Annotated in this window: 27 protein-coding genes; 10 read left to right on the top strand and 17 right to left on the bottom strand. The window is 62.0% G+C overall.

Annotated elements, in window-relative coordinates:
* Positions 1 to 35: 35 nt before the first annotated feature.
* The 6 genes from FHT75_RS14170 to FHT75_RS14145 form a co-directional block, all read right to left on the bottom strand.
* A complete protein-coding gene (locus FHT75_RS14170) occupies positions 36 to 1,115 on the bottom strand; it encodes a DUF1513 domain-containing protein (protein WP_063474818.1) in 1,080 nt (359 codons plus the stop codon).
* Positions 1,116 to 1,119: 4 nt separating this feature from the next.
* Entirely contained in the window at positions 1,120 to 2,220 is a 1,101-nt protein-coding gene (locus tag FHT75_RS14165; RefSeq protein WP_063474817.1) for an imelysin family protein, read from the bottom strand.
* Positions 2,220 to 3,758, bottom strand: coding sequence for a di-heme oxidoredictase family protein (locus tag FHT75_RS14160; RefSeq protein ID WP_063474816.1), 1,539 nt, complete (start codon positions 3,756 to 3,758; stop codon positions 2,220 to 2,222). Before FHT75_RS14160 ends, FHT75_RS14165 begins: the two co-directional genes overlap by 1 nt.
* Before the next feature lie 46 nt (positions 3,759 to 3,804).
* On the bottom strand, positions 3,805 to 5,082 hold the full coding sequence (locus tag FHT75_RS14155) for an imelysin family protein (protein WP_063474815.1): 1,278 nt from the start codon (positions 5,080 to 5,082) through the stop codon (positions 3,805 to 3,807).
* Between the two features lie 238 nt (positions 5,083 to 5,320).
* Positions 5,321 to 6,610, bottom strand: a complete 1,290-nt coding sequence (locus FHT75_RS14150) for an RsmB/NOP family class I SAM-dependent RNA methyltransferase (RefSeq protein ID WP_063474814.1) — start codon at positions 6,608 to 6,610, stop codon at positions 5,321 to 5,323.
* A 122-nt stretch (positions 6,611 to 6,732) separates the two neighbouring features.
* Complete coding sequence (locus FHT75_RS14145; protein ID WP_244604868.1) at positions 6,733 to 7,038, bottom strand: septal ring lytic transglycosylase RlpA family protein; 306 nt, start codon at positions 7,036 to 7,038, stop codon at positions 6,733 to 6,735.
* On the opposite strand from FHT75_RS14145, the gene FHT75_RS35840 reads away from it, so the two are divergent.
* Positions 6,938 to 7,237 carry a hypothetical protein gene (locus FHT75_RS35840; protein WP_244604869.1) on the top strand — a complete coding sequence of 100 codons (300 nt, stop codon included), beginning with the start codon at positions 6,938 to 6,940 and terminating at the stop codon, positions 7,235 to 7,237. The genes FHT75_RS14145 and FHT75_RS35840 overlap by 101 nt on opposite strands.
* Before the next feature lie 536 nt (positions 7,238 to 7,773).
* Here FHT75_RS35840 and FHT75_RS14140 read toward each other — a convergent pair.
* From FHT75_RS14140 to FHT75_RS14130, 3 genes are read right to left on the bottom strand one after another with little or no spacing between them, the layout of a single operon-like run.
* Positions 7,774 to 8,643: an SDR family oxidoreductase gene (locus FHT75_RS14140; protein ID WP_063474813.1), complete on the bottom strand. Its 870-nt coding sequence runs from the start codon at positions 8,641 to 8,643 to the stop codon at positions 7,774 to 7,776.
* The gene (gene queG, locus FHT75_RS14135; protein WP_063474812.1) at positions 8,643 to 9,800 is read right to left on the bottom strand and encodes a tRNA epoxyqueuosine(34) reductase QueG; all 1,158 of its coding nucleotides are present in this window, start codon (positions 9,798 to 9,800) and stop codon (positions 8,643 to 8,645) included. Before queG ends, FHT75_RS14140 begins: the two co-directional genes overlap by 1 nt.
* 12 nt (positions 9,801 to 9,812) lie before the next feature.
* Positions 9,813 to 10,505, bottom strand: coding sequence for a glutathione S-transferase family protein (locus tag FHT75_RS14130; RefSeq protein ID WP_028758378.1), 693 nt, complete (start codon positions 10,503 to 10,505; stop codon positions 9,813 to 9,815).
* A gap of 230 nt (positions 10,506 to 10,735) precedes the next feature.
* Between FHT75_RS14130 and FHT75_RS14125 the strand changes: the two genes are divergently transcribed.
* The gene (locus FHT75_RS14125) at positions 10,736 to 11,533 is read left to right on the top strand and encodes an undecaprenyl-diphosphate phosphatase (protein ID WP_097543185.1); all 798 of its coding nucleotides are present in this window, start codon (positions 10,736 to 10,738) and stop codon (positions 11,531 to 11,533) included.
* Between the two features lie 675 nt (positions 11,534 to 12,208).
* Here the strand turns inward: FHT75_RS14125 and FHT75_RS14120 are convergent.
* From FHT75_RS14120 to dnaN, 7 genes are all read right to left on the bottom strand, one after another.
* Positions 12,209 to 13,189: a complex I NDUFA9 subunit family protein gene (locus FHT75_RS14120; RefSeq protein WP_028758381.1), complete on the bottom strand. Its 981-nt coding sequence runs from the start codon at positions 13,187 to 13,189 to the stop codon at positions 12,209 to 12,211.
* A 113-nt stretch (positions 13,190 to 13,302) separates the two neighbouring features.
* Positions 13,303 to 13,590 carry a DUF1330 domain-containing protein gene (locus FHT75_RS14115; protein WP_028758382.1) on the bottom strand — a complete coding sequence of 96 codons (288 nt, stop codon included), beginning with the start codon at positions 13,588 to 13,590 and terminating at the stop codon, positions 13,303 to 13,305.
* A gap of 28 nt (positions 13,591 to 13,618) precedes the next feature.
* Complete coding sequence (gene pyrF / locus FHT75_RS14110; protein WP_028758383.1) at positions 13,619 to 14,326, bottom strand: orotidine-5'-phosphate decarboxylase; 708 nt, start codon at positions 14,324 to 14,326, stop codon at positions 13,619 to 13,621.
* A 6-nt stretch (positions 14,327 to 14,332) separates the two neighbouring features.
* Entirely contained in the window at positions 14,333 to 14,914 is a 582-nt protein-coding gene (locus tag FHT75_RS14105; protein ID WP_028758384.1) for a histidine phosphatase family protein, read from the bottom strand.
* Position 14,915: 1 nt separating this feature from the next.
* Positions 14,916 to 15,515, bottom strand: coding sequence for a phospholipid N-methyltransferase PmtA (gene pmtA, locus FHT75_RS14100; RefSeq protein WP_028758385.1), 600 nt, complete (start codon positions 15,513 to 15,515; stop codon positions 14,916 to 14,918).
* A 96-nt stretch (positions 15,516 to 15,611) separates the two neighbouring features.
* Positions 15,612 to 16,523: a DUF72 domain-containing protein gene (locus FHT75_RS14095; protein ID WP_097543186.1), complete on the bottom strand. Its 912-nt coding sequence runs from the start codon at positions 16,521 to 16,523 to the stop codon at positions 15,612 to 15,614.
* A 54-nt stretch (positions 16,524 to 16,577) separates the two neighbouring features.
* On the bottom strand, positions 16,578 to 17,696 hold the full coding sequence (dnaN, locus tag FHT75_RS14090; RefSeq protein ID WP_028757665.1) for a DNA polymerase III subunit beta: 1,119 nt from the start codon (positions 17,694 to 17,696) through the stop codon (positions 16,578 to 16,580).
* A 93-nt stretch (positions 17,697 to 17,789) separates the two neighbouring features.
* Between dnaN and FHT75_RS14085 the strand changes: the two genes are divergently transcribed.
* The 4 genes from FHT75_RS14085 (at position 17,790) to FHT75_RS14070 (ending at position 19,841) form a co-directional block, all read left to right on the top strand.
* Entirely contained in the window at positions 17,790 to 17,948 is a 159-nt protein-coding gene (locus FHT75_RS14085) for a hypothetical protein (RefSeq protein ID WP_164735984.1), read from the top strand.
* Positions 17,945 to 18,862 carry a 16S rRNA (cytidine(1402)-2'-O)-methyltransferase gene (gene rsmI / locus FHT75_RS14080; RefSeq protein ID WP_097543188.1) on the top strand — a complete coding sequence of 306 codons (918 nt, stop codon included), beginning with the start codon at positions 17,945 to 17,947 and terminating at the stop codon, positions 18,860 to 18,862. The genes FHT75_RS14085 and rsmI overlap by 4 nt, the downstream gene beginning before the upstream one ends.
* Positions 18,852 to 19,220, top strand: coding sequence for a YraN family protein (locus tag FHT75_RS14075; protein WP_097594978.1), 369 nt, complete (start codon positions 18,852 to 18,854; stop codon positions 19,218 to 19,220). Before rsmI ends, FHT75_RS14075 begins: the two co-directional genes overlap by 11 nt.
* Positions 19,221 to 19,337: 117 nt before the next feature.
* Positions 19,338 to 19,841, top strand: a complete 504-nt coding sequence (locus tag FHT75_RS14070; RefSeq protein WP_028757730.1) for a cupin domain-containing protein — start codon at positions 19,338 to 19,340, stop codon at positions 19,839 to 19,841.
* 22 nt (positions 19,842 to 19,863) lie between these two features.
* Here FHT75_RS14070 and FHT75_RS14065 read toward each other — a convergent pair whose 3' ends face one another.
* Positions 19,864 to 20,928: a LacI family DNA-binding transcriptional regulator gene (locus FHT75_RS14065; RefSeq protein ID WP_183844885.1), complete on the bottom strand. Its 1,065-nt coding sequence runs from the start codon at positions 20,926 to 20,928 to the stop codon at positions 19,864 to 19,866.
* A gap of 333 nt (positions 20,929 to 21,261) precedes the next feature.
* On the opposite strand from FHT75_RS14065, the gene FHT75_RS14060 reads away from it, so the two are divergent.
* The 4 genes from FHT75_RS14060 (at position 21,262) to gshB (ending at position 25,975) form a co-directional block, all read left to right on the top strand.
* A complete protein-coding gene (locus tag FHT75_RS14060; protein WP_047617597.1) occupies positions 21,262 to 22,248 on the top strand; it encodes a sugar ABC transporter substrate-binding protein in 987 nt (328 codons plus the stop codon).
* Between the two features lie 140 nt (positions 22,249 to 22,388).
* Positions 22,389 to 23,924 (top strand): sugar ABC transporter ATP-binding protein, encoded by a 1,536-nt coding sequence (locus FHT75_RS14055; protein ID WP_183844886.1) that lies wholly within the window; start codon positions 22,389 to 22,391, stop codon positions 23,922 to 23,924.
* Positions 23,908 to 24,942 (top strand): ABC transporter permease, encoded by a 1,035-nt coding sequence (locus tag FHT75_RS14050; protein WP_028757442.1) that lies wholly within the window; start codon positions 23,908 to 23,910, stop codon positions 24,940 to 24,942. The genes FHT75_RS14055 and FHT75_RS14050 overlap by 17 nt, the downstream gene beginning before the upstream one ends.
* Before the next feature lie 85 nt (positions 24,943 to 25,027).
* Positions 25,028 to 25,975, top strand: coding sequence for a glutathione synthase (gene gshB / locus FHT75_RS14045; RefSeq protein ID WP_183844887.1), 948 nt, complete (start codon positions 25,028 to 25,030; stop codon positions 25,973 to 25,975).
* The last annotated feature ends 155 nt before the right edge of the window (positions 25,976 to 26,130 follow it).

Below are 26,130 nucleotides of genomic sequence, written 5' to 3'. Positions count from 1 at the left end.
CAGCGGTTTCGCGTCCGGAATTGCGCTTCTCTGATTTAGATCCGCACGATGTGCTGATCCCAGGCGACGTCGCTGCGGGTCGACAGGAAATCGCCATCATAGGAAGAAACGGCAAAGCCGCTTCTTGCCGGGGCGATGCCCGCCGCATCGGGAACGACGGTCTCGGCCAGCACCTTGCCCGACTTTGCGTCAAGGGTCACCGAGGCGCCGCCCTTTGGCGAGGTGATGCCGACGAGGCCCTCGCTGCGATTGACGGCGATCGCCCCGACGTAGTTGGCAAGCCGGCGCGTCGTCTCCTCCGGCAGATCGATGAAGGAGAGATCTTCGCCTTTGGCGAAATGGCCGACAAGCGGCGGCAAATCCTTGCGGTGGCCTTCATACTGGCAGGCGAACCAGATGCGGCCGTCGCCGTCGAGATCGACGTGGCGGGTGGAGAGTTCGGCCCATTCCGCCGGCAGCACATGTTTTTCGACCAAGGCCCCGGTCGCCGCATCGATCAGTGTCAGCGACGGCTGCATCTCGCCGAGATTGAGCTTGGTGCGGCCGAAATCCGGATGTGTCTCGATGCCGCCATTGGCGACGATCAGAAGGCGTCCGTCGTCGGACACGGTCATGTCGTGCGGACCGATGCCGTAGCTCTCGAATTCGCCGATGCGGGTGAAGCGGTCGGTGGCGTCGTAGAGGCCGATCATGCCGCGATTGCCGTCGAAGTCGTTCTCGCTGGCATAGAGCAGGCGGCCATCGGGGGAAAAGGCGCCGTGGCCGTAGAAATGCCGGTCCTCCCTGGAGTTGATGACAACAGGCTCGCTTTTATTCCAGGGATCGAAGACCATCGCAAAGGTGCCGGGCCGGCGCGCGAAGGCGACGGTCTTGCCGGTGGCAGCGCTGAAGGCCATGCCGTGGGCGCGGGCGGGAAGCGCCAGCTGATCGACGATCTCGCCGCGCTCGGTCACGGTCGCAATGGCAAAGGAGCCGTCGGCTGTACGAATGCCCGAGGCATAGACCGCGTCAGTCCGCTCCAGGGCCATCAGTGCCCGTGGCGTCAAGGCCGCAAGGAAGCCGAGGCCGGCTGCCTTGACGAAACTGCGTCGGTTGATCGCGGCACTTCGTATCATTGTCTCAATCTCCGTCCGAGAAGGAAAAGCCAGCCGAAAGACCGATCGCTGCGCCATATTCGTCGCTGATCCGGGTGATCAGGTCACGGCTCTCGGCAAGCAGCGTATCGAGCTTGGCCTTCTCCGCATCGCTTGTCGCCACGTCGATGTCGGGATTGAGCTTCGGCACGCTGTCGAGCAGCGATTTGAAGTCTTCGTCGATTGCGGCGGCGATCGGCTGCTTGTCCGGCGGCAGAAGCTCGGCCATGCCGGCCTTCTGCCAGAGCGTGCGCAGGCCCTCCAGATTGGCGGCCATGGATTTCCAGGTATTTTTGGAGCGCCAGTAGATCGCCATGCGCGGCCGCGGCGCGCTGTCCTTGCCCTTGTAGAACTGCTCCAGCCGCTGGTCGCGGACATTCTCCGCACCATGGACGAGAATGCCGAGCAGCGCCGTCACCGCTTCCTTGTTGTCCATGAAATCGTCGCTCTGCGGTCCGGGATGTTTCCAGCTCGCCTGCACGCCGTCGGGCTTTTCCCAGGCGGCGACGACTTCGCCGGCCTCACGCTGGATATTGCCGGCAACCGCCTGGCCGTAAAGGCAGCGGAATCCATTTTTCTGGCCGACGAGATCGTTGGAGCCGTTGCCGTAGAGCACATATTCCAGCGCCGTCAGGCCCTGCAAAGCGACGCTCTTGCCGGCGATCGCATCGACTGTCGCATCCTTCGGATCGGCCTTGGCGATCAGCGCCTGCACCTGCTTGAGGCCGACACCCTTGCGGTCGGGATAAAACAGGATGTGCTCGAAGAGATTGTCCTGGATGACGGGTCCGGTCTGGACGATCTCGACGATCGACCAGTAGCGGATCGTATCGTCGAAGGCGGATTTCGCCTTGTCGAGCGTCTGTTGCGTGCCGTCGGCGCAAAGATCCTTCATCGCCGTCGTCAGCCGGGCGGCAGATTGCTGCATGTTGCGATAGCCCGGGCGGATCACCTCGTCGACGGCGCGCTGCATGACGGCGGGAACGGCATCCTCGTTCAGCCCCGCCGGGGGAGCCGCGGTCTGGGCGGCCGCCGATGTGGCGAGGCCGATCAGAGTGAGGCAGAGCAGGGGGTGCCAAAGGCGCATCAAAGTGACTCCAGGAATGTAATCAGGGCCACCCTGTCGTCTTTAGACAGGGAGGAGAAAGCGTTGCGGGCCTTTTCAGCTTCGCCGCCATGCCAGAGGATCGCTTCGGTGAGGCTCCGCGCACGGCCGTCATGCAGGAAAAAGCTGTGTCCGCTGACAGTCCGGGTCAGTCCTATACCCCATAGCGGCGGCGTGCGCCATTCACGTCCGCTTGCAAGACCGACCTGCTGTCCGTCGGCAAGGCCGTCGCCCATATCGTGCAGAAGGAAGTCGGAATAGGGCCAGATCAGCTGGAAGGATTGGGCCTTTTCGGGCGTATCGCGGCGGGTGACGAACTTCGGCACATGGCAGGAAATGCAGCCGCTTTCGTAGAAGATCCGCTTGCCATGCAGCGTCTCGGGAAAGCTCGCCTTGCGGCGCGCCGGGACGGCGAGATTTTCGGAATAGAAGGTCACGAGGTCGAGAATGGAACCCGGCGCCTCTTCTTTGCCCAGACGTTTCTGCACACCGGTCGGCATAGCAAGGCACTTTTCTTCCGCCTTGGTGCAGTCGCCCTGCGCATTCGGCTGATCGGGTGTCGAGATGCCGATATCGTTGGCGAAGGCATCGGCACTCTGGTCGCGCACCGTGGCGTTCTGCGCCTTCCAGCCGAACCGGCCGAGGGCAATCTTGCCGCTGCGATGATCGCGCACGATCGCCGCCTTTCCCGAAATGCCGTCGCCGTCGGCATCGTCGGGATCGGCATGGGTCAGGATGTCAGCCTCGGGAATGGCCTCGATCAGCCCGAGGCCGATCATCGCCGAGGCGACACGCGGCGAAATCGTCGTCGCCGGATCAAGCGGCCCGTAGGCGGGATTGACGGCCGCATAGCTCGGCCGGCGCAGCGACACGATCTCGCCGTCGCTCAGCGTCACTGGTTCTTCCTGGTAGCTGATCGCCATCCTTCCTTCGGCGGCAAGGCCGGGAACAGCGAGGTCCTGCAGCTGGTGGCCGTAAACCGGATCGGGGAAATTGACGACATCAGATTGCACAATCGCCTTTTCTTCCGCCGGCGTCCTGGCCGCGCGGGAAAGCCGCAGCAGCATCGAAGTGGCGCTCGGGCCTCCTTCCGGCGGTTTGCCGCGGCCATCATTGACATGGCAGCTCATGCAGGAGCGGGCATTGAACAGCGGCCCGAGACCATCGGAGGCTTGCGTCGAGGAGGGAGCGGAAACCCAGAGCTTGCGGAAGAGCGCGTTGCCGAGCTTGAAATTCTGCTCTTCCTCGAAGGGGATGTTGGCCGAAATATGCGAGAAGCTATCCTCGGTGACAGGGTCGATCGAGGTGGTCGCACCCGCCTGCATCGCTTCGTATTGTTCTGCCTTGGAAAAATCCGCCGTCGGTCGGGTCACGTCGGCGACACGTTTCAGATCGGTTTCGGAAAGATCGGTGCGTTTCGCCGGCAGATCGAAACCGGCGGCGATGGCTGCGGAAAAACCGGCAAGCGTGGCGCAGAGGGCTGCGCTGGCGATCAATCGGCGGGCCGGGGCATGCGACATTTCAGGGTCCGGGCCGCTCCGGCTTCGAAGCGGCCCGCCTTTTTGCTTATTTGAAGACGGCGTTAGGATTATCCAAGCTGTCGGAACCTTCAAGCTGAACCGTACCGAGATCGAGTGCGGCAATAACGCGCTGCACCGATTTCGTCTGGTCGATCAGCCCGTCGATGGCAGCCTGGACGACGGCGTTGCCTTCCTTGTTGCCTTCACCGATCATCTGGTCGTACTTCTCGACCGTCTCGCCGCGCTTAGCCATGGCGTTCATCGCGTCGAGCGTCTTGTTGAGCTTGCCTTCCACTTCGGCATCGAGCGCCTTGTCCTTGGCGGCCACCAGATCGTGCAGCGACGGGCCGCTGAGCTTGGTGCCGTCGACGCGGGTATAGTTGCCGGTATAGGCGGCGGCGATGCCGATCGCGTCATTGAGATGCGAGTTGTAGGTATTGTCGGAGAAGCAGTCATGTTCTTCTTCCGGATCGTGCAGCAGCAGGCCGAGCTTCATGCGCTCGCCGGCAAGCTCGCCGTAGGACAGTGAACCCATGCCCGTCAGGATCGCCACCAGGCCGGCCTTCGGATCGGCTTCGACGTTCTTCGTCGCAGCGCCATCCGGCGTCCAGTTGTCGGTCATTTCCTGGAGATCGGAGACGAGCAGGGTGGAGGCGGACTTCAGATATTCGGCGCGGCGGTCGCAATTGCCGTGCGTGCAGTTCTTGAGGTCGTAATCCGTTGCCGGGCGGTCGCCGGCGCCGGGGCCCGTGCCGTTCAGATCCTGGCCCCAGAGCAGGAATTCGATGGCGTGATAGCCGGTCGCGACATTGGCTTCGATGCCGCCGGCCTCGGCCAGCGTGCCGGAGAGGAATTCCGGCGTCAGCTTGGAAGCGTCGACATCCTTGCCGTCGATCTTGATCGTCTTGTTGGCGATGACATTGGCCACATAGAGAGAATTTTCGTCGCTCTCGCTGCCGTAGGAGGCATCGACATAGTCGATCAGGCCTTCATCGAGGGGCCATGCGTTGACCTTGCCTTCCCAGTCGTCGACGATCGGATTGCCGAAGCGATAGACTTCCGTCTGCTGGTAGGGAACGCGCGCCTTGATCCAGGCGTCCCTGGCGGCTTTCAGCGTCGCGTCATCAGGCGCCTTCAGGAAGGCGTCGATGGCGGCGTCGAGCGCCTTTGCCGTCGTCAGCGAATCCTCGTATTTCGCATGCGCCACGTCGGCATAGTGTTTCACCACGGCGGCAGCATCGGTCTCGGCATGCGCGGGAAGGGCGAGCAGGGCGGCGGGGGCAATCGCCAGCACGGCTGCGCGGAATTTGCGGTTGAGCTTCATGATCCTCTCCTGTGACGGGATCTTCCGTCTAATCGGGCTCCGTCTCTTCGCGCAAAAGTAAACTGGTGTCAAACGCTCTAGTTTGGAATGGTTTTAAGGATGGATGGGTGTTGGCAAAGCCGCGCCTTTTGAACGGCATCTGTTTGAAAAGTCGGCAGCATCTGCGCCGTCTCGCCGTCCTGCGCAGCGTCATTCCGCCGCGGGCGTCACGATCCGCTATTGGCCCTGGCTGACCGTCTCAGCCCTTGCGCTGCATGCGGCAGAAGAAGAAGCCGTCCGTATCGGTGGAGGCCGGCGTCAGCGTCACTGTCAGGCCGTCGGAAGAATGCGGACGCTGGGCGTCTTTTCCAAAGAGCTGATCCCAGGCGGGCAGGGCGCTGACGATCTGAAAATCGGGATTGTCGGCCGTGAAGCGGCGCACCTGTTCCTCGTTCTCCTGCGGCAGGACCGAGCAGGTGACGTAGATCAGCTCGCCGCCCGATTTGACGAAGCCGCTCGCCTGCGTCAGCGCATCCTGCTGCTGGGCAGTGCGCTCGTCGAGGTTCTTTGCCGTCAGCCGCCATTTCGTATCGGGACGGCGGCGCCACGTGCCGGTGCCGGTGCAGGGCGCGTCGACCAGCACCTTGTCGCAGCGCCCGGCAAGGCCGGAAAGCGCCCTGGCGTCGTCATGCACCTGGACATTGCGCGTGCCCGCCCGCTTCAGCCGTTCGATGATCGGCGCCAGCCGTTTGCGGTCGGCGTCATAGGCGTGAACCTGTCCCTTGTTCTGCATGGCCGCCGCCATGGCGAGCGTCTTGCCGCCGCCGCCGGCGCAATAGTCGAGAACCTGTTCGCCGTCGCTGGCCAGCACCAGATCGGCGACGATTTGCGATCCCTCGTCCTGCACTTCGAACCAGCCTTTCTGGAACGAAAGCTCGGCTGTGACGTTAGGAAGACGCGAGGCGCCTTCGCCGGCGGCAATCCGGATGCCGTAGCGGGCGATCCTGGCTGCATGCGCGCCGGCCCTGTCGAGCGCCTTGACGACCTTGTCGCGGGACGCCTTGAGGCTGTTGGCGCGCAGATCGAGCGTCGGGCGGGCGGCAAGCGCCTGTGCCTCGGCCAGCCAGTCGGCGCCGAAGGCCTGTTCGAAGGAGGATTGGACCCATTCGGGAATATCGCCGCGGATATGCGGCGGCGCATCGCTAAGCGAGCGGCTTTCAAAGGCCGAGACGGCCTCGGCCGAAAGCGGCGGCGGCGCAAATTTGTCATCCGCCAGCTCGGTGGCAAGACTGTCGGGGGTAAAACCCCATTGGCGGAACATGACGGCATGGGCAATGGCCTGAGCACTGTCGTCGTCCATCAGCCAGGCATGGGAAAGCCGCATGCGCAGGGCGTCATAGACGATGTTGCCGATCGCAGCACGATCGCCGGAGCCGGCGAAGCGGTGCGCAAGGCCCCAGTCCTTCAGCGCGTCGGCGACAGGGCGCTTGCGGGCATCGATGTCCGCGAGCACAGAAATCGCCCCTTCGAGGCGGCCGCCCAAACGCATTCACATGTCTCCTGTTGCCGTGGCGTGCGATGATCCGCAACAGGCGCGACAGTCGCGGGCGGATTGTTCACAAGTCTCAACCGCGTGGTAGCCGCGATTGACGGCAAGAGCAAGGGTTGGGCTCAGCTGATGACCTGGTAGCAGACTTTCGCAGTGCCGGAGCTCACCATGCCGATATTCTGGGCGGCGGCGCGCGACAGATCGAGCACGCGGCCGCGGATGAACGGACCGCGATCGTTGATGCGAACGACGACGGTGCGGCCATTGTTGCGGTTGGTGACTTTCACCTTGGTGCCGAAGGCAAGCGAACGATGTGCGGCAGTCAAGATGGCAGGATTCATACGTTCCCCGGAAGCAGTTTTGGAGCGAAGTGCGTACCATGAAGCACCGCCGCAACCATTGCCAGCAAAACCTTCCGCCGGAAGCATGGAAGAACAGGCTGCAATAGTTGCCGCGGCGATAATAGAACGACGTATTTTCTTCAAAACAGAGTATCCCTCAACTATTGAACTCACGCCCTTGCAGGCGGCGGGGCTTAAATCTGTTAAAAAGTGGCGAAAAAGTGCCGCCATCGTTCACGGAATATTACAATCTGTAACATTCGTGAGTGTTTCGGCGAAATTTTAGAAATCGACGGCAATCGTCAATGTGGAAAAAACATAATGAAATCAGTTAAAATACGAACGAATTTTCCGAAGAAGTAGTTAACGCCCTGGCGTTCACGAAAATCGCAAAAATATTTTTCCGATTTCGCCATATTTGTTGCCACATTTGGGCAAATTCAAAGGCCGTTAACCATAGTATGCGGCGAAAATTGTCCCACCAAAGCGCGAAAGTAGGAATTTCCTACTCATTTTGGGTGAGTAACCCCTGTTTGCAAACAGCAGCCTGATCTAGAGCCTTTCCGGATTAGATTGAAGCATTCTGCCGGAGCAGGTTTTCGTCAGGACAGAGGCGATTGGCGAAGGGCATACCTCTTTGTACGGTCGAGCCGATCGCCTTTGTCCTGGCGCAAAGATGCCCGGCCCTTCGGGTTGGCTGAAACGGGCCGGCTGATCGACCGGCCGGCTTGGCCGTAGAGCTGGGCTACGACGCGCGCCGGCCGGTCGACCATCCGACTCCGTTTGAGCCAACAGAATGCTGCAATCTAACCCGGAAAGGCTCTAGCCGCGCCAGCGTCCGTCCTGCCACAATTGCGCAAGCGACATGGGATAGTTCGGGAAGGAGAATTGGAAGCCGGTGGCCTTGAGTTTCGCATTCGAGATGCGTTTGTTCTCGCCGTAGAAGGAGCGTGCCATCGGTGATAGTTCGGCGGTCTCAAAAGCCTGCTCCGGTGGCGGTTCGACACCCATCAGGCGGGCTGCCTCGACGATCACGTCTTGCGGCGGGGCGGGCCGGTCGTCGGTGACATTATATATACCGCCGAGCCCGCGCTCCGACAGGAAGCGGGTCGCCGCGCCGATATCTTCGACGCGGATGCGGTTGAATACCTGGTCCTTCTTGATCAGCCGGCGCGCCGTGCCCTTTTCCAGATTGCAGAAGGCGTTGCGGCCCGGCCCATAAATGCCGGAAAGGCGCAGCACGGCCGCCGGCACACCGCGCTCCCGGCCCATCGCCAGCCAGCCCTCTTCCGCCTCGAGCCGCTCCTTCGAGCGCCCGGAAACGGGCAGGCAGGGCGTTTCCTCGTTCACCCAGGCGCCCTTATGATCGCCATAGACGCCGACGGTGGAGAGATAACCGATCCATTTGAGACGAGGCAGCAGGCTTGCGCCATCTTTGCCAAGCAGCCGCAGCAGCGGGTCGGCCTGCCCGGGCGAGATCGACTGCACGAGGTGCGTGACATCGGCCAAAGCCCGGCGCAGCCCTTCTTCCATGGTCTCGCCGTCGAAAAGGAATGCGTCGATGCCGTTCTGGCGGAGCACGTCCATCTTGTCTGGCGAACGCGTCGTGCCGGAAATACGCACGCCGTCGCCTGATAAGGCCTTGGCGATCGCCGTGCCGGAATAACCGCAGCCAAAAATCATCACATGCATCAGCCCACTCCCGCCAATCGCCATTCGTTCAAGACGTCGTCATCTCTCTCGTGAGCCCTTTGTGCGGCAAAGGCAGAGAATTCGCCAGCCTCCATCAGCCGTGAAAGCGCCCAGACCGCCATGCCGCGCACGACAGGCGAGGGATCGCTCGCGAGCATGCGACATTGCCCGATCAGCGCCGTCTCGCCGGAATTGCCGGCGGCGATCAGCACGTTGCGGACGAAGCGGTCGCGGCCGATCCGCTTCACCGGCGAGCCGCTGAAGAAGGTGCGGAAGGCGGCATCGTCAAGCGTCAGCAGAAAGGCGATCGACGGTTCCTTCAGCTCTTCCCGCGCCTGCAGCTTCATCTCGGAGGCGGAGCTTGCGAACTTGTTCCAGGGACAGGCGGCAAGACAGTCGTCGCAGCCATAGATGCGATTGCCGATCAGCACGCGCAGATCGGCGTCGATCGGTCCCTTGTGCTCGATGGTGAGATAGGAGATGCAGCGCCGCGCGTCGATCTGGTAAGGCGCCGGGAAGGCAGCCGTCGGACAGATGTCGAGGCAGGCGCGGCAGGAGCCGCAATGATCGTTCTCCGCCGCGTCGACGGCAAGATCGGCAGTGGTGAACATCGTGCCGAGGAACAGCCAGGAACCGTGCGTGCGGCTGACGAGATTGGTATGTTTGCCCTGCCAGCCGAGCCCGGCGGCCGCCGCCAGCGGTTTCTCCATGACAGGCGCCGTATCGACGAAGACTTTCACATCGGCGCCGGCGCGCGCCGCAAAGCGCGTGGCGATCTCCTTCAGCCGGCCCTTGATGACGTCGTGATAATCGCGGTTGCGGGCATAGACTGAGATAGCTGCCTTATCAGACTTGTCGAGGATACCGCGCGGATCTTCCTCCGGAGCGTAATTCAGGCCGAAGACGACGACGGAGCGCACCTCGCTCCACAGTGTGCGCGGATCGCCGCGCCGGTCGCGCGTCTCCGCCATCCAGTCCATCGTCCCGTGGCGCCCGGCATCGATGAACTGGCCGAGCCGTTCCTTGGCTTCGGGGATCGCGTCCGGGCGCGTGATGCGGCAGAGATCGAAGCCCTTGGCGGCAGATTCCGCCCGAACGAACTCGGTCAAATTGTCGCGGCGGCGGCGCTCTTTGTCGTCATTCTTCGGTTCGGGCATGAAGAGCCCTCGTCAGAAATCCAGATCGGCATAGTGTGAAACCGGTGTCAGGCCGCGCACGCGCTCGGTCAGCATCGGCCGGAAAGAGGGACGCGACTTCAGCCGCTGGTACCAGTCCTTGACGACGGGCGCGTCCGCCCACTCGATTTCGCCGAGATAGTCGAGGATTGAGATCGACGCCGCAGCGGCAAGATCGGCATAACTCATCCGCTCGCCCGCCAGCCACTGACGCGAGCCGGCAAGCCAGGTGAGATAACGCATATGCTGGCGGATATTCGCGCGGGCCGTGCGCAAAATCTTCGAATCCGGGGCTCCGCCGCCCTGATCGGCGGTCATCTGCAACTTGTAGACACGCTCGCGGGCGAGCGGCTTGGTCACGTCGTTTTCCATCTTCTGCATGAACCATTCGGTCAGCCGGCGGATTTCCGCCCGCTGAAAGGGGTCTTCGGCGAGCAGCCGCCGGTCGCGTTTCAACACGCCGTGGGTCTCGTCCAGATATTCGGAAATAACGCTCGCGCCGCAGAGCGCGCGCATGCTGTCGTCGACATAGACCGGCAGCGTGCCGGCCGGATTGAGCGCCAGGAAATCCCGGCGCTTCTCCCATGTCTGCTCCTCGATCAGATCCGCCTGATAGCCGTATTCCGCCAGGATCAGCCGGACGAAGCGAGATGCGGATGACATGGGATGATGATAAAGCGTGGGCATCGATACTCGGGCTTTGTGATTGCTGTTACAGGACTGTGTGGCAGCTCAATTATAGCGCCCTAGTCATGACTCATTGGTTGAAGCTATAGGAGCTTGGCCCCGCCAATACAAGCGAATCGGATTTTACCCCATCTGACGATGGCGAAACACGGTCTAACGAACGAATGGAAGCGGCAGCCTGATCGACCCAAGCGCTCAGGCCCGGCCGAACTTTAAACCGGAGACGATGTATGGATTATATAAATGCTGCAATTCTCGGTATCATAGAGGGGATCACCGAATTTCTGCCGATCTCGAGCACCGGCCACCTGATCATCGCCGAGCAATGGCTCGGACACCGGTCGGACATGTTCAATATCGTCATTCAGGCGGGCGCCATCCTCGCCGTCACCATCATCTATTGGCGTCGTCTGCTGGATCTGGTGCTCGGCTGGCGCGAGCCTGAGAATCGCGATTATGCCGCCAAGCTGATCGTCGCATTTCTCATCACCGCAATTCTCGGCCTTGTGGTCAAGAAGCTCGGCTTCGAACTTCCCGAGACTGCAACGCCGATCGCCTGGGCGCTGATCATCGGCGGTATCTGGATGATCTTTGCCGAATGGGCGGCCGCACGCAGGCCACCGCACAAGGAGATCACCTGGCTTGTCGCCATCCTGGTCGGCATCGCCCAGATCGTTGCGGGCGTGTTCCCGGGAACGTCGCGCTCCGGCGCCACCATCTTCGTCGCCATGCTGGCCGGCACGGGCAATCGTGCTGCGGCAACCGAATTCGCCTTTCTCGTCGGCATCCCCACAATGTATGCCGCAAGCGGCTATGAATTGCTGAAGACGTTCAAGGATGGCGGCGCGGCTGGCGAAGACTGGACGGCGCTCGGCATCGCCTTCGTCGTTTCCACCATCGTCGCCTTCGTCGCGGTCAAATGGCTGCTTGCCTATATCAGAAGCAACCGGTTCACGCTGTTTGCCGTCTACCGCATCATTCTCGGTGTCTTGCTGCTCGGCATGGCTGCGACCGGCTTGATCGGTTGAGGCTTCCTTACGAGTCTGCATTCGCGCAAGTCCCGGCGCGAATGCAGTGCCTGTCGGAAGGTGGCGAACGAATACCCGCGCCCCGCCAAGCGTCGATTTTTCAGATAGCTATATTGAGAATAGGCGTCTGCCGCTGCTTTTGAAGCAGGCAATACCGAGCGTTCATTGTGGAGCGCCCTTGTTCGGCGTTCCCGACGGCTTGTCGTTATGAGATGCCGGCGCAGAGGGCCGACCTTTTCGTCAATGGCTGATCGAAGCCGTCGAGCAAGGATCGACGCCATAGGCCGGCGAGCAGTCACCCTTTACCGCCGCGACCGAACCGGGCGCAACGAAGGAGCCTGCCAGGATAATTAGCGCCGCACACGCAAAAAGGAGCGCGATTGACTTGCCCATCGAGAAATGCCTTTCACAGTGATTGCCGCACGCTATCGCAGGCGTTGAAACCGTCCGAAGACGCGCGGGTTTGGTAGTCAGTGGAATGACAAATAGCAATAAACGTTCCTGCTAAATTTGGCGTTAATTCCACAAAATTTCCGATGCGTCTTTTATGCAACGCCGCGTAATATGACCGGCAAACAATCATTTCAAACTTGCGCCAGCTTTGCGTGAAGCCACGACGGCAAAACGCCGTCCGCATTGTCTGCGAACGGCGTTGTCAGAAGGCTGTAAAATTGGTCAGGCGGCCTTGCCGGTGCCGGTGTACTGGCCGTGCGGGCGATAGTGGACGAGGTAGGAGCCGAGCACCGATGCCACCATGGTGGGCGTAATACCGAGGCCCTTCAGAGTGCGGCCTTGCGCCTCGGCTTCCCCGGAGACGACATTGTCGCGCTTCAGCATGCGCACCTGATCCGGCGTGATCGGTGGCGTCACAAAGGGGACCAGCGAGGCGATGCTGCCGATCATTGAAGCGATGCCGAAAGGCAGGGATACCAGTGGGTTCTTGCGGCACGTCACCTTCAGCATCGTCTCGAGACATTCGCGGAAGCTCAGCACCTCGGGCCCGCCAAGCTCATAGATCTTGCCGCCGGCGACCTTGCCGTCGACGGCGCGGGCGACGGCCTCGGCGACATCCTCGACATAGACAGGCTGGAATTTCGTCTTGCCGCCGCCGACCAGCGGCAGGATCGGCGACATGCGCGCCATCTCGGCGAATTTGTTGAAGAAGCTGTCCTCCGGTCCGAAGACGATCGACGGACGGAAGATCACTGCATCGGGCTTGACCGAGAGGATGGCCGTTTCGGCGCGACCCTTGGTGCGGCCATAGTCCGAATCGGATTTCGCGTCGGCGCCGATCGCCGAAATATGGGTCAGCGTCGCGCCTGCCCCGCGCGCAGCTTCGGCGACCGCACGGCCGCCGAATTCCTGCACGGCGTCGAAAGTGTTGCGGCCGGCCTCGTGCAGAATGCCGACGCAGTTGACGACATGGCTCGCACCGTCGACGGCGCGGTCGATCGAGTTGCGATAGCGCAGGTTCGCCTGCACGAAGGAGATCTGGCCGACATTGCCGAGCGGCTGCAGGAAGCCGGCGAGATCGGGACGGCGCACGGCGACGCGGATGTTGTAGCCGCGCTTGGCCAGCGCCCGGACCACGTGCCTGCCCACGAAGCCGGACCCTCCGAACACGGTGACGAGCGGCGGCAGGTTGGCAAGGGTCATGGCAGGCTCCTCGAGAGGCTTGGCGGGATGCTTAATTGGCTCTCGTCTTAGCCCAATCCCGACGCGACGGGAAGGCCCATCGTACCGTCAGTTTTGCGGGATGCGAAGCTGCTCTAGACGCCTTCGACGACGACCATTTCCGCATCGGCCACTTCCTGGCGGATTTTCGCGGCGATCTGGTATTCCGGCGAATTATAGCAGTCGACCGCATGCTGCAGCGAGGGAAATTCGATCACCACGTTGCGCACGCGCGCCTTTCCCTCGAGTTCGGTGAAGGCGCCGCCCCGCGCCAAGAAATTCGCCCCATATTTTTCGAAGGCCGGCTTGGCGGCCGCCACATAATCCTTGTAGCGCTCGGCATCGCGAACGTCGACGCGGGCGATCCAGTATCCCTTGGCCATGGTCTTCTCCCTTTTGTCGTTGAAACGATTAGCGGTTTGCCGGCCAGAGCGCACTCACCATCTCGCTGAGGATGGCGCGGGCGGCCTCTTTCGGATCGGGCGCCTTGACGATCGGCCGGCTGACGACGAGATGCGTCGCCCCCGCCTTCAGTGCGTCGAAAGGCGTCATCACCCGCTTCTGGTCGCCCTTGTCGCTGCCGGCCGGGCGAATGCCGGGGGTGACGATCGCCATGTCGGGGCCGACGATCTCGCGCACCTCGGCCGCTTCCGCCGCCGAACAGACGATACCGCCCATGCCGGCTGCGCGCGCCTGTTCGGCGCGGCGCAGCACCAGGCTGTGCGGATCTTGGCTGTAGCCGGCCTCGGCAAGGTCGTCGGCGTCCATCGAGGTCAGCACGGTGACGCCAAGCAGGCAGAGGCCGGAGCCGGCGGCCGCCTCGACCGCCGCCCTCATCGCTTTCGGATAGGCATGCAGCGTCAGCATCGACATGCCCATCTTGGCGATGTTCTCGACGCCGGAGGCAACCGTGTTGTCGATGTCGAGCAGCTTCATGTCGAGGAAGATCTTCTTGCCGCTTGCGGCAAGATCGCGGGCGAATTCCAGGCCGCCGGCAAAGACCAGCTGATAGCCGATCTTGTAGAAGAGAATGTCGTCGCCGAGCGTCGAAACCAGTCTTTCCGCCTCGCCGATCGTTGGAACATCCAGGCCGACGATCAATCGCTCGCGTGCGTCCATGTGAAGTCACCCCCGCCAGTCTTCGATGGGCGTCCAGTCGCATGTTAGGCCGAGATCCGCAAGGCCGAAAGCATAGAGATTGCCGCCGCCGCCCGGCTGGTCGCGGTCGCGCGAAATCGGTCGGCCGGCCAGATGGCATTTGAGCAGCGTGCCAACGCCGCCATGGCCGACAAAGGCGATGGGTGCAGCCGCATCATGCGTGGCAAGAACGGCGTCGAATGCCTCGACGATGCGGGCCTGCGCATCGACGGCGCGCTCCCAGCCCTTGAAGCTCTGTTCCGGATGGGCGAAGAACCAGTCGGCCGCCTCTTCGAATTGCGGCGGCGGCAGGAAGCCGGTGGCCGAGCGGTCGTTCTCGTGCATGGCGGGCACGACCTCGATGCTTAGACCGGAGGCGACTGCCAGGATCTCAGCCGTCTCGATCGCCTTCGTCTCGTCGCTGGAAATGATGCGGGTCAGCCGCTTGGCCCAATCGCTCGACGCAGCCTTACGAGTGCGTTCGGCGCCGACATCGGAAAGCCCCCATTTCGGCACAGGCACGTTCGCGTCGATCTTGACCTGCGGATGGGTGACATAGATCCCGAACATCTCAGCCTCGCTTGTAGATCCACAGCTGCGCCGGCGGAATGTTGCGGACGACGAAGTCGAAATGCTGAATGTGATAGCGGTCGGGATTGGCGGCGATCGGCGAGATCGCGCCGTAGGAGATTTGCACCACCGGCCGTCCGGCCGGTAGGCGGTCGAGCAGGCTTTCGAGCAGCGACACCCGCATCGCCATCGGGAAGTTCAGCAGCGGAATGCAGGAGATGACGCAATCGAAGGTCCGGTCGCCGTAGTCGCCGAGCGTGGCCTGAAGATCGAAGGCATCGCCATTGATGAAGTGCACGCCGGGATAGGTCCGCAGCAGATGTTTGTGGAAATCCGTCGAATATTCGATTGCGACGAGATTTTCCGGCCGGACGCCGCGGCCGAGGATGGCCTTGGTGATGGCGCCTGTGCCCGGTCCGAGTTCGAGCACCGGCAGCCCGGAATGGATGTCGACAACGCTTGCCATGCGCTTGGCGGTGATCGAGGAGGTCGGCACGATCGAGCCCACCGTTTTCGGCCCCTGCATCATGCCCCGGAAGAAGCGGATTTCGTCATCGAACTTCTTGCCCAGCCGTTCCTTCACCTTGACCCGTAAGCTCATTCTCCACCCATCCGCATGTTGATCGAATGCCCTTAATATGCCGCTTGTCGCTGAAGGGACAAGGATTTTCGCAACAAGGACATCGGCATCAACAACTCATGCCGCTTTTGGGTGGGAGCGAGGCATGAGATCGGCGAGCCTCTGGCTTAAGTGATCGGCGTCGACGGGCGCGCGCAGCTTCTTGTCGGTATTGTCGAAATAGAGATAGACGTCGCGGCCCTTGCTGCGCGCCGCAAGCGGCGCCAGCACCCGCGTCGCATTCTCCGGTTCTCCGCCGGTTGCCCAGGCGCGGATGCGTTGCGCCCAGATGTCGAGGGCTTCGTCCTCATAGCCGCTGACATAGAGCTGTTCGGAACCATGCAGGCGGCAATAGATGAAATCGGCGGTGATATCCATCAGCAGCGGCCATTTCACCGTATCGGCGCAGACGAGGGCGATCTGTTGGCGCCTCAGCATGTCGATGAAGGCGGGTGATCGGAAGCTCTCGTGGCGAATCTCCAGGGCATGGCGGATCGGCTGTCGTCCGTCGATTTCAAGCCAGGCTCGCCCCTTGACGTGTCCGTCGTGCCGCCGGGCCAGGTTTGCCGCCGCTTCGCCGTTATGCGGCAGCAACGCCAGGAAATTTTCGAAAAGATCGGGATCGAAAGCCATGTTCGGCGGGAATTGCCAGAGGATCGGCCCGAGCTTGGGGCCAAGCCGCAGCAGACCCGAGGCGAGGAAATTGGCGAGCGCCGTCTCGATATTCTGCAGCCGCAGCATATGGGTGATGAAGCGCGGTCCCTTGACCGCAAAGACGAAATCATCCGGCGTTTCGTCGCGCCAGCGGCCGAAGCTTTCAGGCCGCTGCAAGCTGTAGAATGTGCCGTTGATCTCGATCGAACGGAAATGCCGGGCGGCGTAGGAAAGCTCCTGCTTCTGCGGCAGGTCTTCCGGGTAGAATTGGCCGCGCCAGGGCGCATAGGTCCAGCCGGATATGCCGATACGCACCGTTCCCGTCTTTTTCGTCATCGGATCCTCCGCTTTGACAGGAGGAAAAACGGAGGCGGGCGGCCTTCGTTCCGGTCAGACGCGCATCGGCATCAGCACGTAGAGCGCATCGTCGCCTGCCGTGTCGCGGATCAGCGTCGGCGAGCCGGCATCGGCCAGCAGGAAGATCGCTTCTTCGCCGGAAAGCTGCGCGGTGATGTCGAGCAGGTATTTGGCGTTGAAACCGATTTCCATCGCATCGGTGTCGTAACCGACGGCGACTTCCTCGGTCGCACTGCCGGAATCGGGATTGTTGACGGTCAGCATCAACTGGCCCTCGGAAAGCGCCAGCTTCACGGCGCGGCCGCGTTCGGAGGAGATGGTGGAGACGCGGTCGACGGCCTGGGCGAAGCTCGTGCAATCGACGCGCATTTCCTTGTCGTTGCCTGTGGGGATGACGCGCTGGTAATCCGGGAAAGTGCCGTCGATCAGTTTCGAGGTCATGACGATCGAGCCGATCGTCAGCCGGATCTTGGCGTCGGAGACCTCGACCGTCACGACAGCCTCGGGATTGTCGACCAGCTTCTGCAATTCGCCGACCGTCTTGCGCGGAATGATGATGCCGGGCATGCCTTCGGAGCCGGAGGGCGCGTCGACATCGGCGCGCGCCAGCCGGTGGCCGTCGGTGGCGACCGCCCGAAGTTTCAGCTCGCCCTTGCTCTCGATCGTGTGGAAGAAGATGCCGTTGAGATAGTAGCGCGTCTCTTCCGTCGAGATCGCGAACTGGGTGCGGTCGATCAGCATCTTCAGGTCGGCCGCCTTCAGCTTGAAGCTATGCGTGAAGGTGCCGGCGGTGAGATCAGGGAAGTCCGATTCCGGCAGGCACTGCAGCGAGAATTTCGAGCGGCCGGACTGCACGGTCATTGCGCCGCCATCGGTGCTGGTGGCAAGCAGCACTTCCGAACCGTCGGGAAGCTTGCGGACGATGTCGTAGAGCAGGTGGGCCGGAACGGTGGTGGCGCCGGGCTGCTCGACGCTTGCCGGCGTCGCCTCGGTGATTTCGAGGTCGAGGTCGGTCGCCTTCATGTCGAGGTTCTGGCCATCGGCCTTGAGCAATACGTTGGACAGGATCGGGATCGTGTTGCGACGTTCGACCACCCGGTGGACGTGGTTCAGCGATTTCAACAGGTTTGACCGCTCAATAGTAATACGCATGGGATGCTACCGCTTTCGACCGTGACTGTCCGGGCGCATCGAGCACCCGAAGAATGCTGTCCCGACTTGAGGTCGGGGGAGTGGACGGGCAAAATGGCAGACTTCAGCATGGCTTTGCAAGAGGCATGCACGGTCGGGCGCCTGCATTTGCGGTTTTCCAGAGCAATGCTCACAGAAATCCGAACCCTTGCCGAAGTGGTGCCGCTCGCCCATAAGGGTTCGATGACGGCGGGACGAAAGCAAATGGCATGAATGAGGAAACCACAGCGGATGCCGCCACCCGGCGAAGCTTCCGCCTGCACAATGCGACGGTGCCGGCGCGGCCGCTGGAGCCGGCGCTCTATCTCGTCGCCACCCCGATCGGCAACCTCGGCGACATCACGCTGCGTGCGCTGGAAACGCTGGCCGGCGCCGATGTGCTCGCCTGCGAGGATACGCGCGTCACCCGCGTGCTGCTCGACCGCTACGGCATCCAGAACCGCCCTTTCGCCTATCATGAGCACAATGCCGACGAGGCCGGCCCGCGGCTGCTGCAGGCGCTCGAAGCCGGCCGGTCGGTGGCGCTGGTGTCCGATGCCGGCACGCCGCTGGTGTCCGATCCCGGTTACCGACTGGCGCAGCAGGCGATAGCGGCAGGTTACCGCGTCATTCCCATTCCTGGCGCCTCCGCGCCGCTCGCAGCCCTTGTCGGCTCCGGCCTGCCGAACGATGCGTTTCTTTTCGCCGGTTTCCTGCCGGCAAAGGACAAGGCCCGCCGCGATCGTCTGGGTGAGCTTGCCGCAGCCCCCGCGACGCTGATCTTCTTTGAATCGCCGCATCGCATCGGCGCTACGCTTGTCGCCGCTGCAGACGTGCTCGGAGCCACGCGATCCGCCTCCGTCTGCCGCGAACTGACCAAGACCTATGAGGAGTTCCGCCGCGGCACGCTTGCCGACCTTGCCGCCCATTATCAGCAGGTGGAAAACGTCAAGGGCGAGATCGTTCTCGTCATCGGTCCGCCGGAGCCGGTCGAGACGGATGAGGCCGACGTCGACGCCGTGCTCGCCGACCTGTCGAAATCAATGCCGACGGCAGGCGCCGCGACCGAGGCGGCCCGCCTCACCGGCTTGCCGCGCAAGGTGCTCTATCAGCGCCTGCTGGAGATCAAGAACGCCGATGGCCGATAGCGACCTCACCGCCATCAGGAGGAAGGCGCTGCGCCGGGGCCGCATGTCAGAATATGTCGCGGCCGCCTTCCTGATGCTGAAGGGTTACCGCATCCTGGCGCTGCGCCACCGCACCCGGCTCGGCGAGATCGACATCATTGCCCGCAAGGGCGATCTCGCCGTCTTCGTCGAGGTCAAGGCCCGGCGGGGCGAAGCTGCGGCGGTCGACGCCGTCTCCATCGCCGCGCAGAAGCGGATAAGGGCGGCAAGCGATCTCTGGCTCGCCCGCCAGGCGGATCAGGCCCGCCTTTCCCTGCGCTACGATATCTTGGCGATCATGCCGGGCCGGCTGCCGCGGCACTTCATTGACGCCTTCTGACCTCTTTCGACCCATCGGATTTCCGGATCGTTAAACTTTTAGTTCCCGCGTGAACCAGCTTCTTACGACTCTCTGCTACCCCAAATCTCGGTAGGGATAACAATTGGGGATTGTTTCATGGCCTGGAAGCTGATGCTTGCGAGTGCGGTCGCCATGGCCGCGCGCTCGGTGCCTTATGCCGTGGCGAAGCCGGCCGGGAAATCCTTCGTTGCCCATGCGAGCGGCCTGCTGCCGCTGAAGTCCACGCCGATCAACCCGGACTGGATCGTCAGCGGCAACCCGCAGGCCCGCACCGCCGAACATTCCCGCGGTCATGACGAGGCGTCGCTGACGGCGATCTGGGATTGCACGGCGGGCGAATTCCGTTGGTATTTCGGCTGGGACGAGACGGTAATGATCCTCGAGGGCGAGGTCCATATCACCGCCGAGGACGGCACCGAACGAACCCTCAGCACCGGCGACGTCGCCTTTTTCGCCGGTGGAACCTGGGCGAGCTGGCGGGTCGACAATTATGTCCGCAAGGTCGCCTTCCTGCGCAAGCCTTTCCCAAAGCCCTTGGCGATCGCCTACCGCCTCCGCAACATGCTGCGCAATGGCGGCAACCAGGGCATCGCCGCCTGAAGATCGACTTCGATTTTCGAGGTTAGTGCTTATCGGGCTGGGGCGGGGCGGTCGTTTCCCCCTTGAGAATCTCGCACGCAAACAGGATCGGATTGTCGAGATCAGGCGCAGTCTGCTTGTTCAACAGAACGGCGACCGCCGCTGCGGCCATGTCTTGAATCGGCTGCTTCACCGTCGTCAGGCGCGGCGTGGTCATGCTGGCGAGCGGGATGCCGTCGAAGCCCATGACGGAAAGGGCTGCCGGTATCGGGATCCCCAGATCATGCGCTGCCCGCATGCAGCCGATCGCCTGCTGGTCCGAACTTGCAAAGATCGCCGTCGGCCGCTCGTTGCGCGCCCGCGCCAGAAGATAATTTCCTGCCGAACGGCCGCTCTCATAGTCGAAAGCCGCCTCGGCAATCAGCGGTGATCCCGCCATTGCCGAGCGGCCGTCCGCCTGGCCGCCAGCCTGCTCGCCAGCCTGCTCGCCAGCCTGCTCGCCAGCCTGCTCGATAGCATCGAGGTAGCCTCTGAGGCGATCATTGGCTGGGACGGAGTGGCTGGGCCCGGAAATGAAGCCGATGCGGCGATGGCCGAGCTGCAGAAGGTGCTCGACGCCAAGGCGAACGCCATTGCGATGATCAGCGGCAATGCCGGAATATCCTGGCATCAGACGGTCGATGACGACGATCGGCAATCCTTTCGGCAGCTTGATCGTATGGAAATCGATGCTCGGAACCAGAATGATCCCGTCGACCTTTCGGCTTGTCAGCTGCTTGATGCGATCAGCCTCTTTGGCCGCATGATCGAGCGACGTCATGACGATGATATTATAGCCGTGATTGGCGGCTGCCTGTTCCACGGACTGGACAAGTTCCGAGAAGAACGGATTGGTCAGATCCGGAATGATGATGCCGATGAGGCGGCTGACCTTGCTGCGCATGCTTCGCGCCGACGGGTCCGGCATATAACCGAGCTCTTTGATGATCCCGGTAACGCGCGCGCGCAATTCCTTCGTCACCGAGGGATGATCGTTCAAAACCCTGGAAACGGTCCCGGTGGAAACGCCCGCAAGCTTGGCAACGTCTCTAATTCCGACCTTTGACATAACGGAAACAGTGGCCCTTCATCTTCGCCTTCACAACACGCCCGGGGCGTCTGATCGAGGCTTCCAGCTAATCGTCTTTGCGGCTCTCGTCAAAGGGCCGAATTTCATTGGGACGGCCCATCATCCATAGCATGAGCACCGCCACACGCAATGGAAACGGTTCATCGTTCACGCTTTTAGATGTTTTCGACGGGGTCGTCCTTGAGGTCATTCGGCCCGAATTCGGCAGCTTGACAATTTTTTGGAGCGTGTTACCCAGATGGCGTTGGAAACGGTTCATTGCCGCGGGCAACTCAGATGGAGCTGAGCCCAGAACCGTTCGGGAGGAGAAAAATGTCCCATTCTATGAAGCGTGAATCCGTCTTGATCAGTGCGCCGCGCCGTACGGCATTGAAGGTCGGACTTGCCGGCGCCCTGGCGTTGGCGCTGTCCTGCGGCGTGTCGCCCGCCTTTGCCGCCGGCAAGCCGAAGGTCGGCCTGATCATGAAGTCCTTGTCCAATGAGTTCTTCAAGCAGATGAAGGCCGGCGCCGACAAATATGCGGCCGAGAACAAGGACAAGTTCGACTTCAAGGCCGTCGGCATGAAGGACGAGCGCGATTTCGCCTCGCAGGTCGATGCCGTCGAAAACTTCGTCACGCAGAAATACGATATCATCGTCGTGGCGCCCGCCGATTCCAAGGCGATGGCGACCCCGCTGGCAAAGGCTGTGAAGGCCGGCGTCAAGGTCATCAATATCGACGTGCCGCTCGATGCCGATGCCAAGAAGAAGGCGGGGATCGATCTCGCTTTCTTCGGCCCCGACAATCAGGAAGGGGCAAAGCTTGCCGGCGATGCACTGGCCAAGGATCTGGGGCCGGGCGCCAAGGTCGTCATCCTCGAGGGCAATCCCGAGGCCGACAATGCCAAGGAGCGCAAGGAGGGCTTCGTGGATTCCGTCAAGTCGGGCAAGCTCGAGCTTCTCGACAGCAAGACCGCCCATTGGGAGACGGAAGAAGCCAATACCGTCATGACGAATTTCCTGACGAAATATAAGGATATTCAAGGCGTGATGGCCGCCAACGACTCCATGGCCCTCGGCGTCGTCAAGGCGCTCGATGCGGCCGGCCAGGCCGGCAAGATCAAGGTTGTCGGCTTCGACAACATCCCGCCGGTTCAGCCGCTGATCAAGGACGGTAAGATGCTTGCCACCGTCGAGCAGTATGGTGCGCAGATGGCGGTCATGGGCATCGACTATGGCATGCGGGAACTGGCCGGCGAAAAATTCACCGGCTGGGTCAAGACCGACGTCAAGCTGGTCACGGCAGCCGATCTGAAATAGTCGGATTGCCAGCCCCAAAAGCAAATGTGGCGCCGGCTGCGGCCGACGCCATTTCCACCAACCGATTGACGCGTTGATCGCTCCGGGTGAGGCTCGTTCGAGCCTCTCCGATGCGCGTTGAGCCGAGGTTTGAAGAGACCATGCATGAGGTCGACGTGTCAGACACAGCAGATGACGACATTCTGAGGCTGGAGGGGATCGGCAAGCGCTTCCCCGGCGTTGTGGCGCTCAGGGATGTCTCCATGCGGATCGGCCGCGGCAAGGGGCACGTTCTCCTGGGCGAGAACGGGGCTGGAAAGTCGACCCTGATCAATCTGCTCGGCGGCGTCTTCAGGCCGGATGACGGCCACATCCTGTTTGACGGCAAGCCATACCATCCTGCCTCGCCGTTGGAGGCGTTCAAGGCGGGCATCCGGGTCATTCACCAGGAGCTGCATCCGCTTTCCAACCTGACGGTTGCCGAAAACCTGCTCTTCGAGCATCTGCCGCGCCGCTACGGCCTGGTGAACTACAAGGAAATGAATAAGAGGGCAGCCGAACTCCTGGAAGAGGTCGGCCTCGATGTGGCCCCGACCACGCTGGCGAGCCGCCTCAGCGTCGCGCAGCTTCAGCTGGTCGAGATCGCCAAGGCGCTTTGTTACGAAAGCAAGCTTCTCGTTCTCGATGAACCGACGGCAACCCTGACCTCCAAGGAGGTCGATCGCCTCTTTGAAATTCTGAAACGCCTGAAGCAGCGTGGCGTCACCACGCTCTATATCTCGCACCGGCTGGAGGAGATCTTCGAAGTCGGTGACAATGTGACGGTGCTGCGCGACGGCCAGCACGTGATCACCCGGCCGCTGGCAGGACTGGCTATTCCCGACATCGTCGAGCTCATGGTCGGGCGGAAGCTTTCGGATCACGGCATCTTCCGCGGCGACAGCGTGGTCTCAGGCGAGGCGCTCGGCGTCTCCGGCCTGAAGGTGACGCGCCATAGCCCGGAACTGTCATTTTCCGTGGCAAAGGGCGAGATTGTCGGTATTGCCGGTCTCGTCGGCAGCGGCCGGACGGAGGCGGTTCGCGCCATATTCGGCGCCGACGCCAAGGCGGCCGGCGAAATTCGCCTGAATGGCGAGCCGGTCGAGATCCACTCGCCGCAGGATGCCGTTGCGGCGGGGCTCTGCCTGGCGACCGAAGACCGCAAGATGCAGGGCCTGATGCTCGATATGAGCTGCGCTGAAAATACCACTATCACCGATCTCGCCAAGATCTCCCGCAACGGCCTGATCAGGCGAAGGGCCGAGGAGGATCACGCGCAGCGCCTCGTGCGTGAGCTGCGGATCAAGACTCCGTCCATCCGTCAGGCCGTCAGGACCTTTTCCGGCGGCAATCAGCAAAAGGTCGTCATTGCCAAATGGCTGTTCCGCGGTCCCAAGGTGCTGATTTTCGATGAGCCGACCCGCGGGATCGACGTCGGTGCCAAGGCCGAGATTTATGAGCTCCTGTGGAAGTTTGCGGCCGAGCAAAAAGGTGTCCTGGTCGTGTCTTCCGATCTGCCGGAACTGATGGGCATCTGCCATCGCATCATCGTCTTTTCCGACGGCAAGATCGCAGGGGAAATAGCCCGGGACCAATTCGACGAGAGCAGGATCCTTTCGCTCGCCTACAAGGAGTACAGCCGTGTCCGCCAACATTGAAGAACAGACCGAGGCGAAAACTGGGGCGAAAGAGGTGAGCGTCTGGGACAAGCTGATCCGGATCTCGATGAAGGAAGCGGGCGTCGCCATCGCCCTCATCCTGATCCTGGCGTTTTTCTCGGCGACGGCGCCCTATTTCGCGACGCCGGAGAATTTTCTGAAGATCTTCGTGCAGATCGCCATCAACACCGTGCTGGCCGCGGGCATGACCTTCGTCATCCTCGTCGGCGGCATCGATCTCTCCGTCGGCTCGCTGCTTGCTCTTTGCACGGTCATCGGTGCGACGATCATGATCAATCCGGCGTTTTCGCCATGGCAGGCGATCGTTCTCGCCTGTCTGGCGTCGATGGGCACCGGCGCCATCCTTGGCGCGGTCAATGGCTGGATCTGCGAGAAGTGGAAGCTTCCGTCCTTCATCGTCACCCTCGGCATGCTGAACGTCGCCAGCGGCCTGGCCCGCGTGGTCAGCGACAACTCCACGATAACAGGCCTGCCGCAGCCTTTCGTCGATTTCGGCAACCTGATCTTCTGGGGCATCTTTCCGTCGATCTTCCTGATTGCGATCGTCGTCGTCCTGATCGGCTGGTTCGTGCTGCGCTACACCGTCTTCGGGCGCTTCGTCTTTGCGATCGGCACCAATGAAGAGGCGGTGCGGCTGTCGGGGCATCAGCCGAAAAGATACAAGATCGCGGTCTTCACGATCTCCGGGCTGACCGCCGGCATTGCCGCCATGGTCTATCTGCTCCGCCTCAATGTCGGCAGCCCGGTTGCCGGCATCGGCTATGAGTTGAACGCCATCGCCGCCGTCATCATCGGCGGGACCAGCCTCTCCGGCGGCAAGGGCTCGATCATCGGCACGCTGGTCGGCGCCTGCATTCTGCAGGTGCTGTCGACGGGACTGCAGTTGCTCGGCGCCGACGACAATATCAAGCCGATCGTCATCGGCGCCGTCATCGTGCTCGCCGTCATTCTCGACAGCTATCGCGGCCGGCTGATGCGCATCCTTGAGACGCGATGATCAGGGTGCCCCGGAAACCTTGATTGGCCGTTGCGTTTGAAATCTGGCCGACCTACATCTGTCCGGCAGTCAGGAAGGGACGGAAATGGCCAAGATCACCAATGTAGCGGTCCAGATGGATCATGTCGCCGGCATCAATATCGCAGGCGATTCCACCTTCGCCATGAGCCTGGAAGCCCAGGCGCGCGGCTACCGGCTCTTCCATTATACGCCCGACCGCCTGAGCTTCCGCGACGGCAAGCTCTTTGCCAGCGTCGAGCCGATGCTGCTGCGCGACGTCAGGGGCGATCACTTCGAGCTTGGCGCGCCGGAGCGCGTCGATCTCGCGACCATGGATGTCGTGCTGCTGCGCCAGGACCCGCCCTTCGACATGGCCTATATCACCTCGACGCATCTGCTCGAGCGCATTCACCCGAAGACGCTGGTCGTCAACGATCCGGCCTGGGTGCGCAATTCGCCGGAGAAGATCTTCGTCACCGAATTTTCCGACCTGATGCCGAAGACGCTGATCACCAAGGACCCGGCCGAGATCCGCCGTTTCCGCGACGAGATGGGCGATATCATCCTGAAGCCGCTCTACGGCAATGGCGGCGCCGGCGTCTTTCATTCAACCCGCGACGACCGCAACCTCTCCTCGCTGCTGGAGATGTTCGGCCAGCTGTTCCGCGAACCCTTCATCGCCCAGCAATATCTGCCCGATGTGCGCAAGGGCGACAAACGCATCATCCTGGTCGACGGTGAATTTGCCGGCGCCATCAACCGCGTCCCGGCCGAGCACGACAGCCGCTCCAACATGCATGTCGGCGGCCGCGCCGAGGCGACCGAACTAACGTCGCGCGAGCAGGAAATCTGCGCCCGCATCGGCCCGGCGCTGAGAGAACGCGGCTTCCTGCTCGTCGGCATCGACGTGATCGGCGATTACATGACCGAGATCAACGTCACCTCGCCCACGGGCATCCGCGAGGTCAAGAAGTTCGGCGGCGCCGATATATCAAGCCTGCTCTGGGATGCGATCGAACGCAAACGCGGCTGACCGGCAAATCATGCCCGTTTTGATCCCGCGGCCGGGTACAACCCGGTCGCCGCGGATATCCAGATATGTTCCTTGATTGTTCTTGTTTTATTCCTGCTTCCATGCCAGATTGCAACCGTTGGCTTTCAAGGGCCGGGGGCGGTATAAGAGTTTGC

It is taken from the genome of Rhizobium sp. BK112 (genome assembly GCF_014193215.1).
Classification (GTDB): Bacteria; Pseudomonadota; Alphaproteobacteria; order Rhizobiales; family Rhizobiaceae; genus Rhizobium; species Rhizobium anhuiense.
Note: the sequence above shows the minus strand (reverse complement) of the source record. Positions and strands in the feature narration are given on the sequence as shown.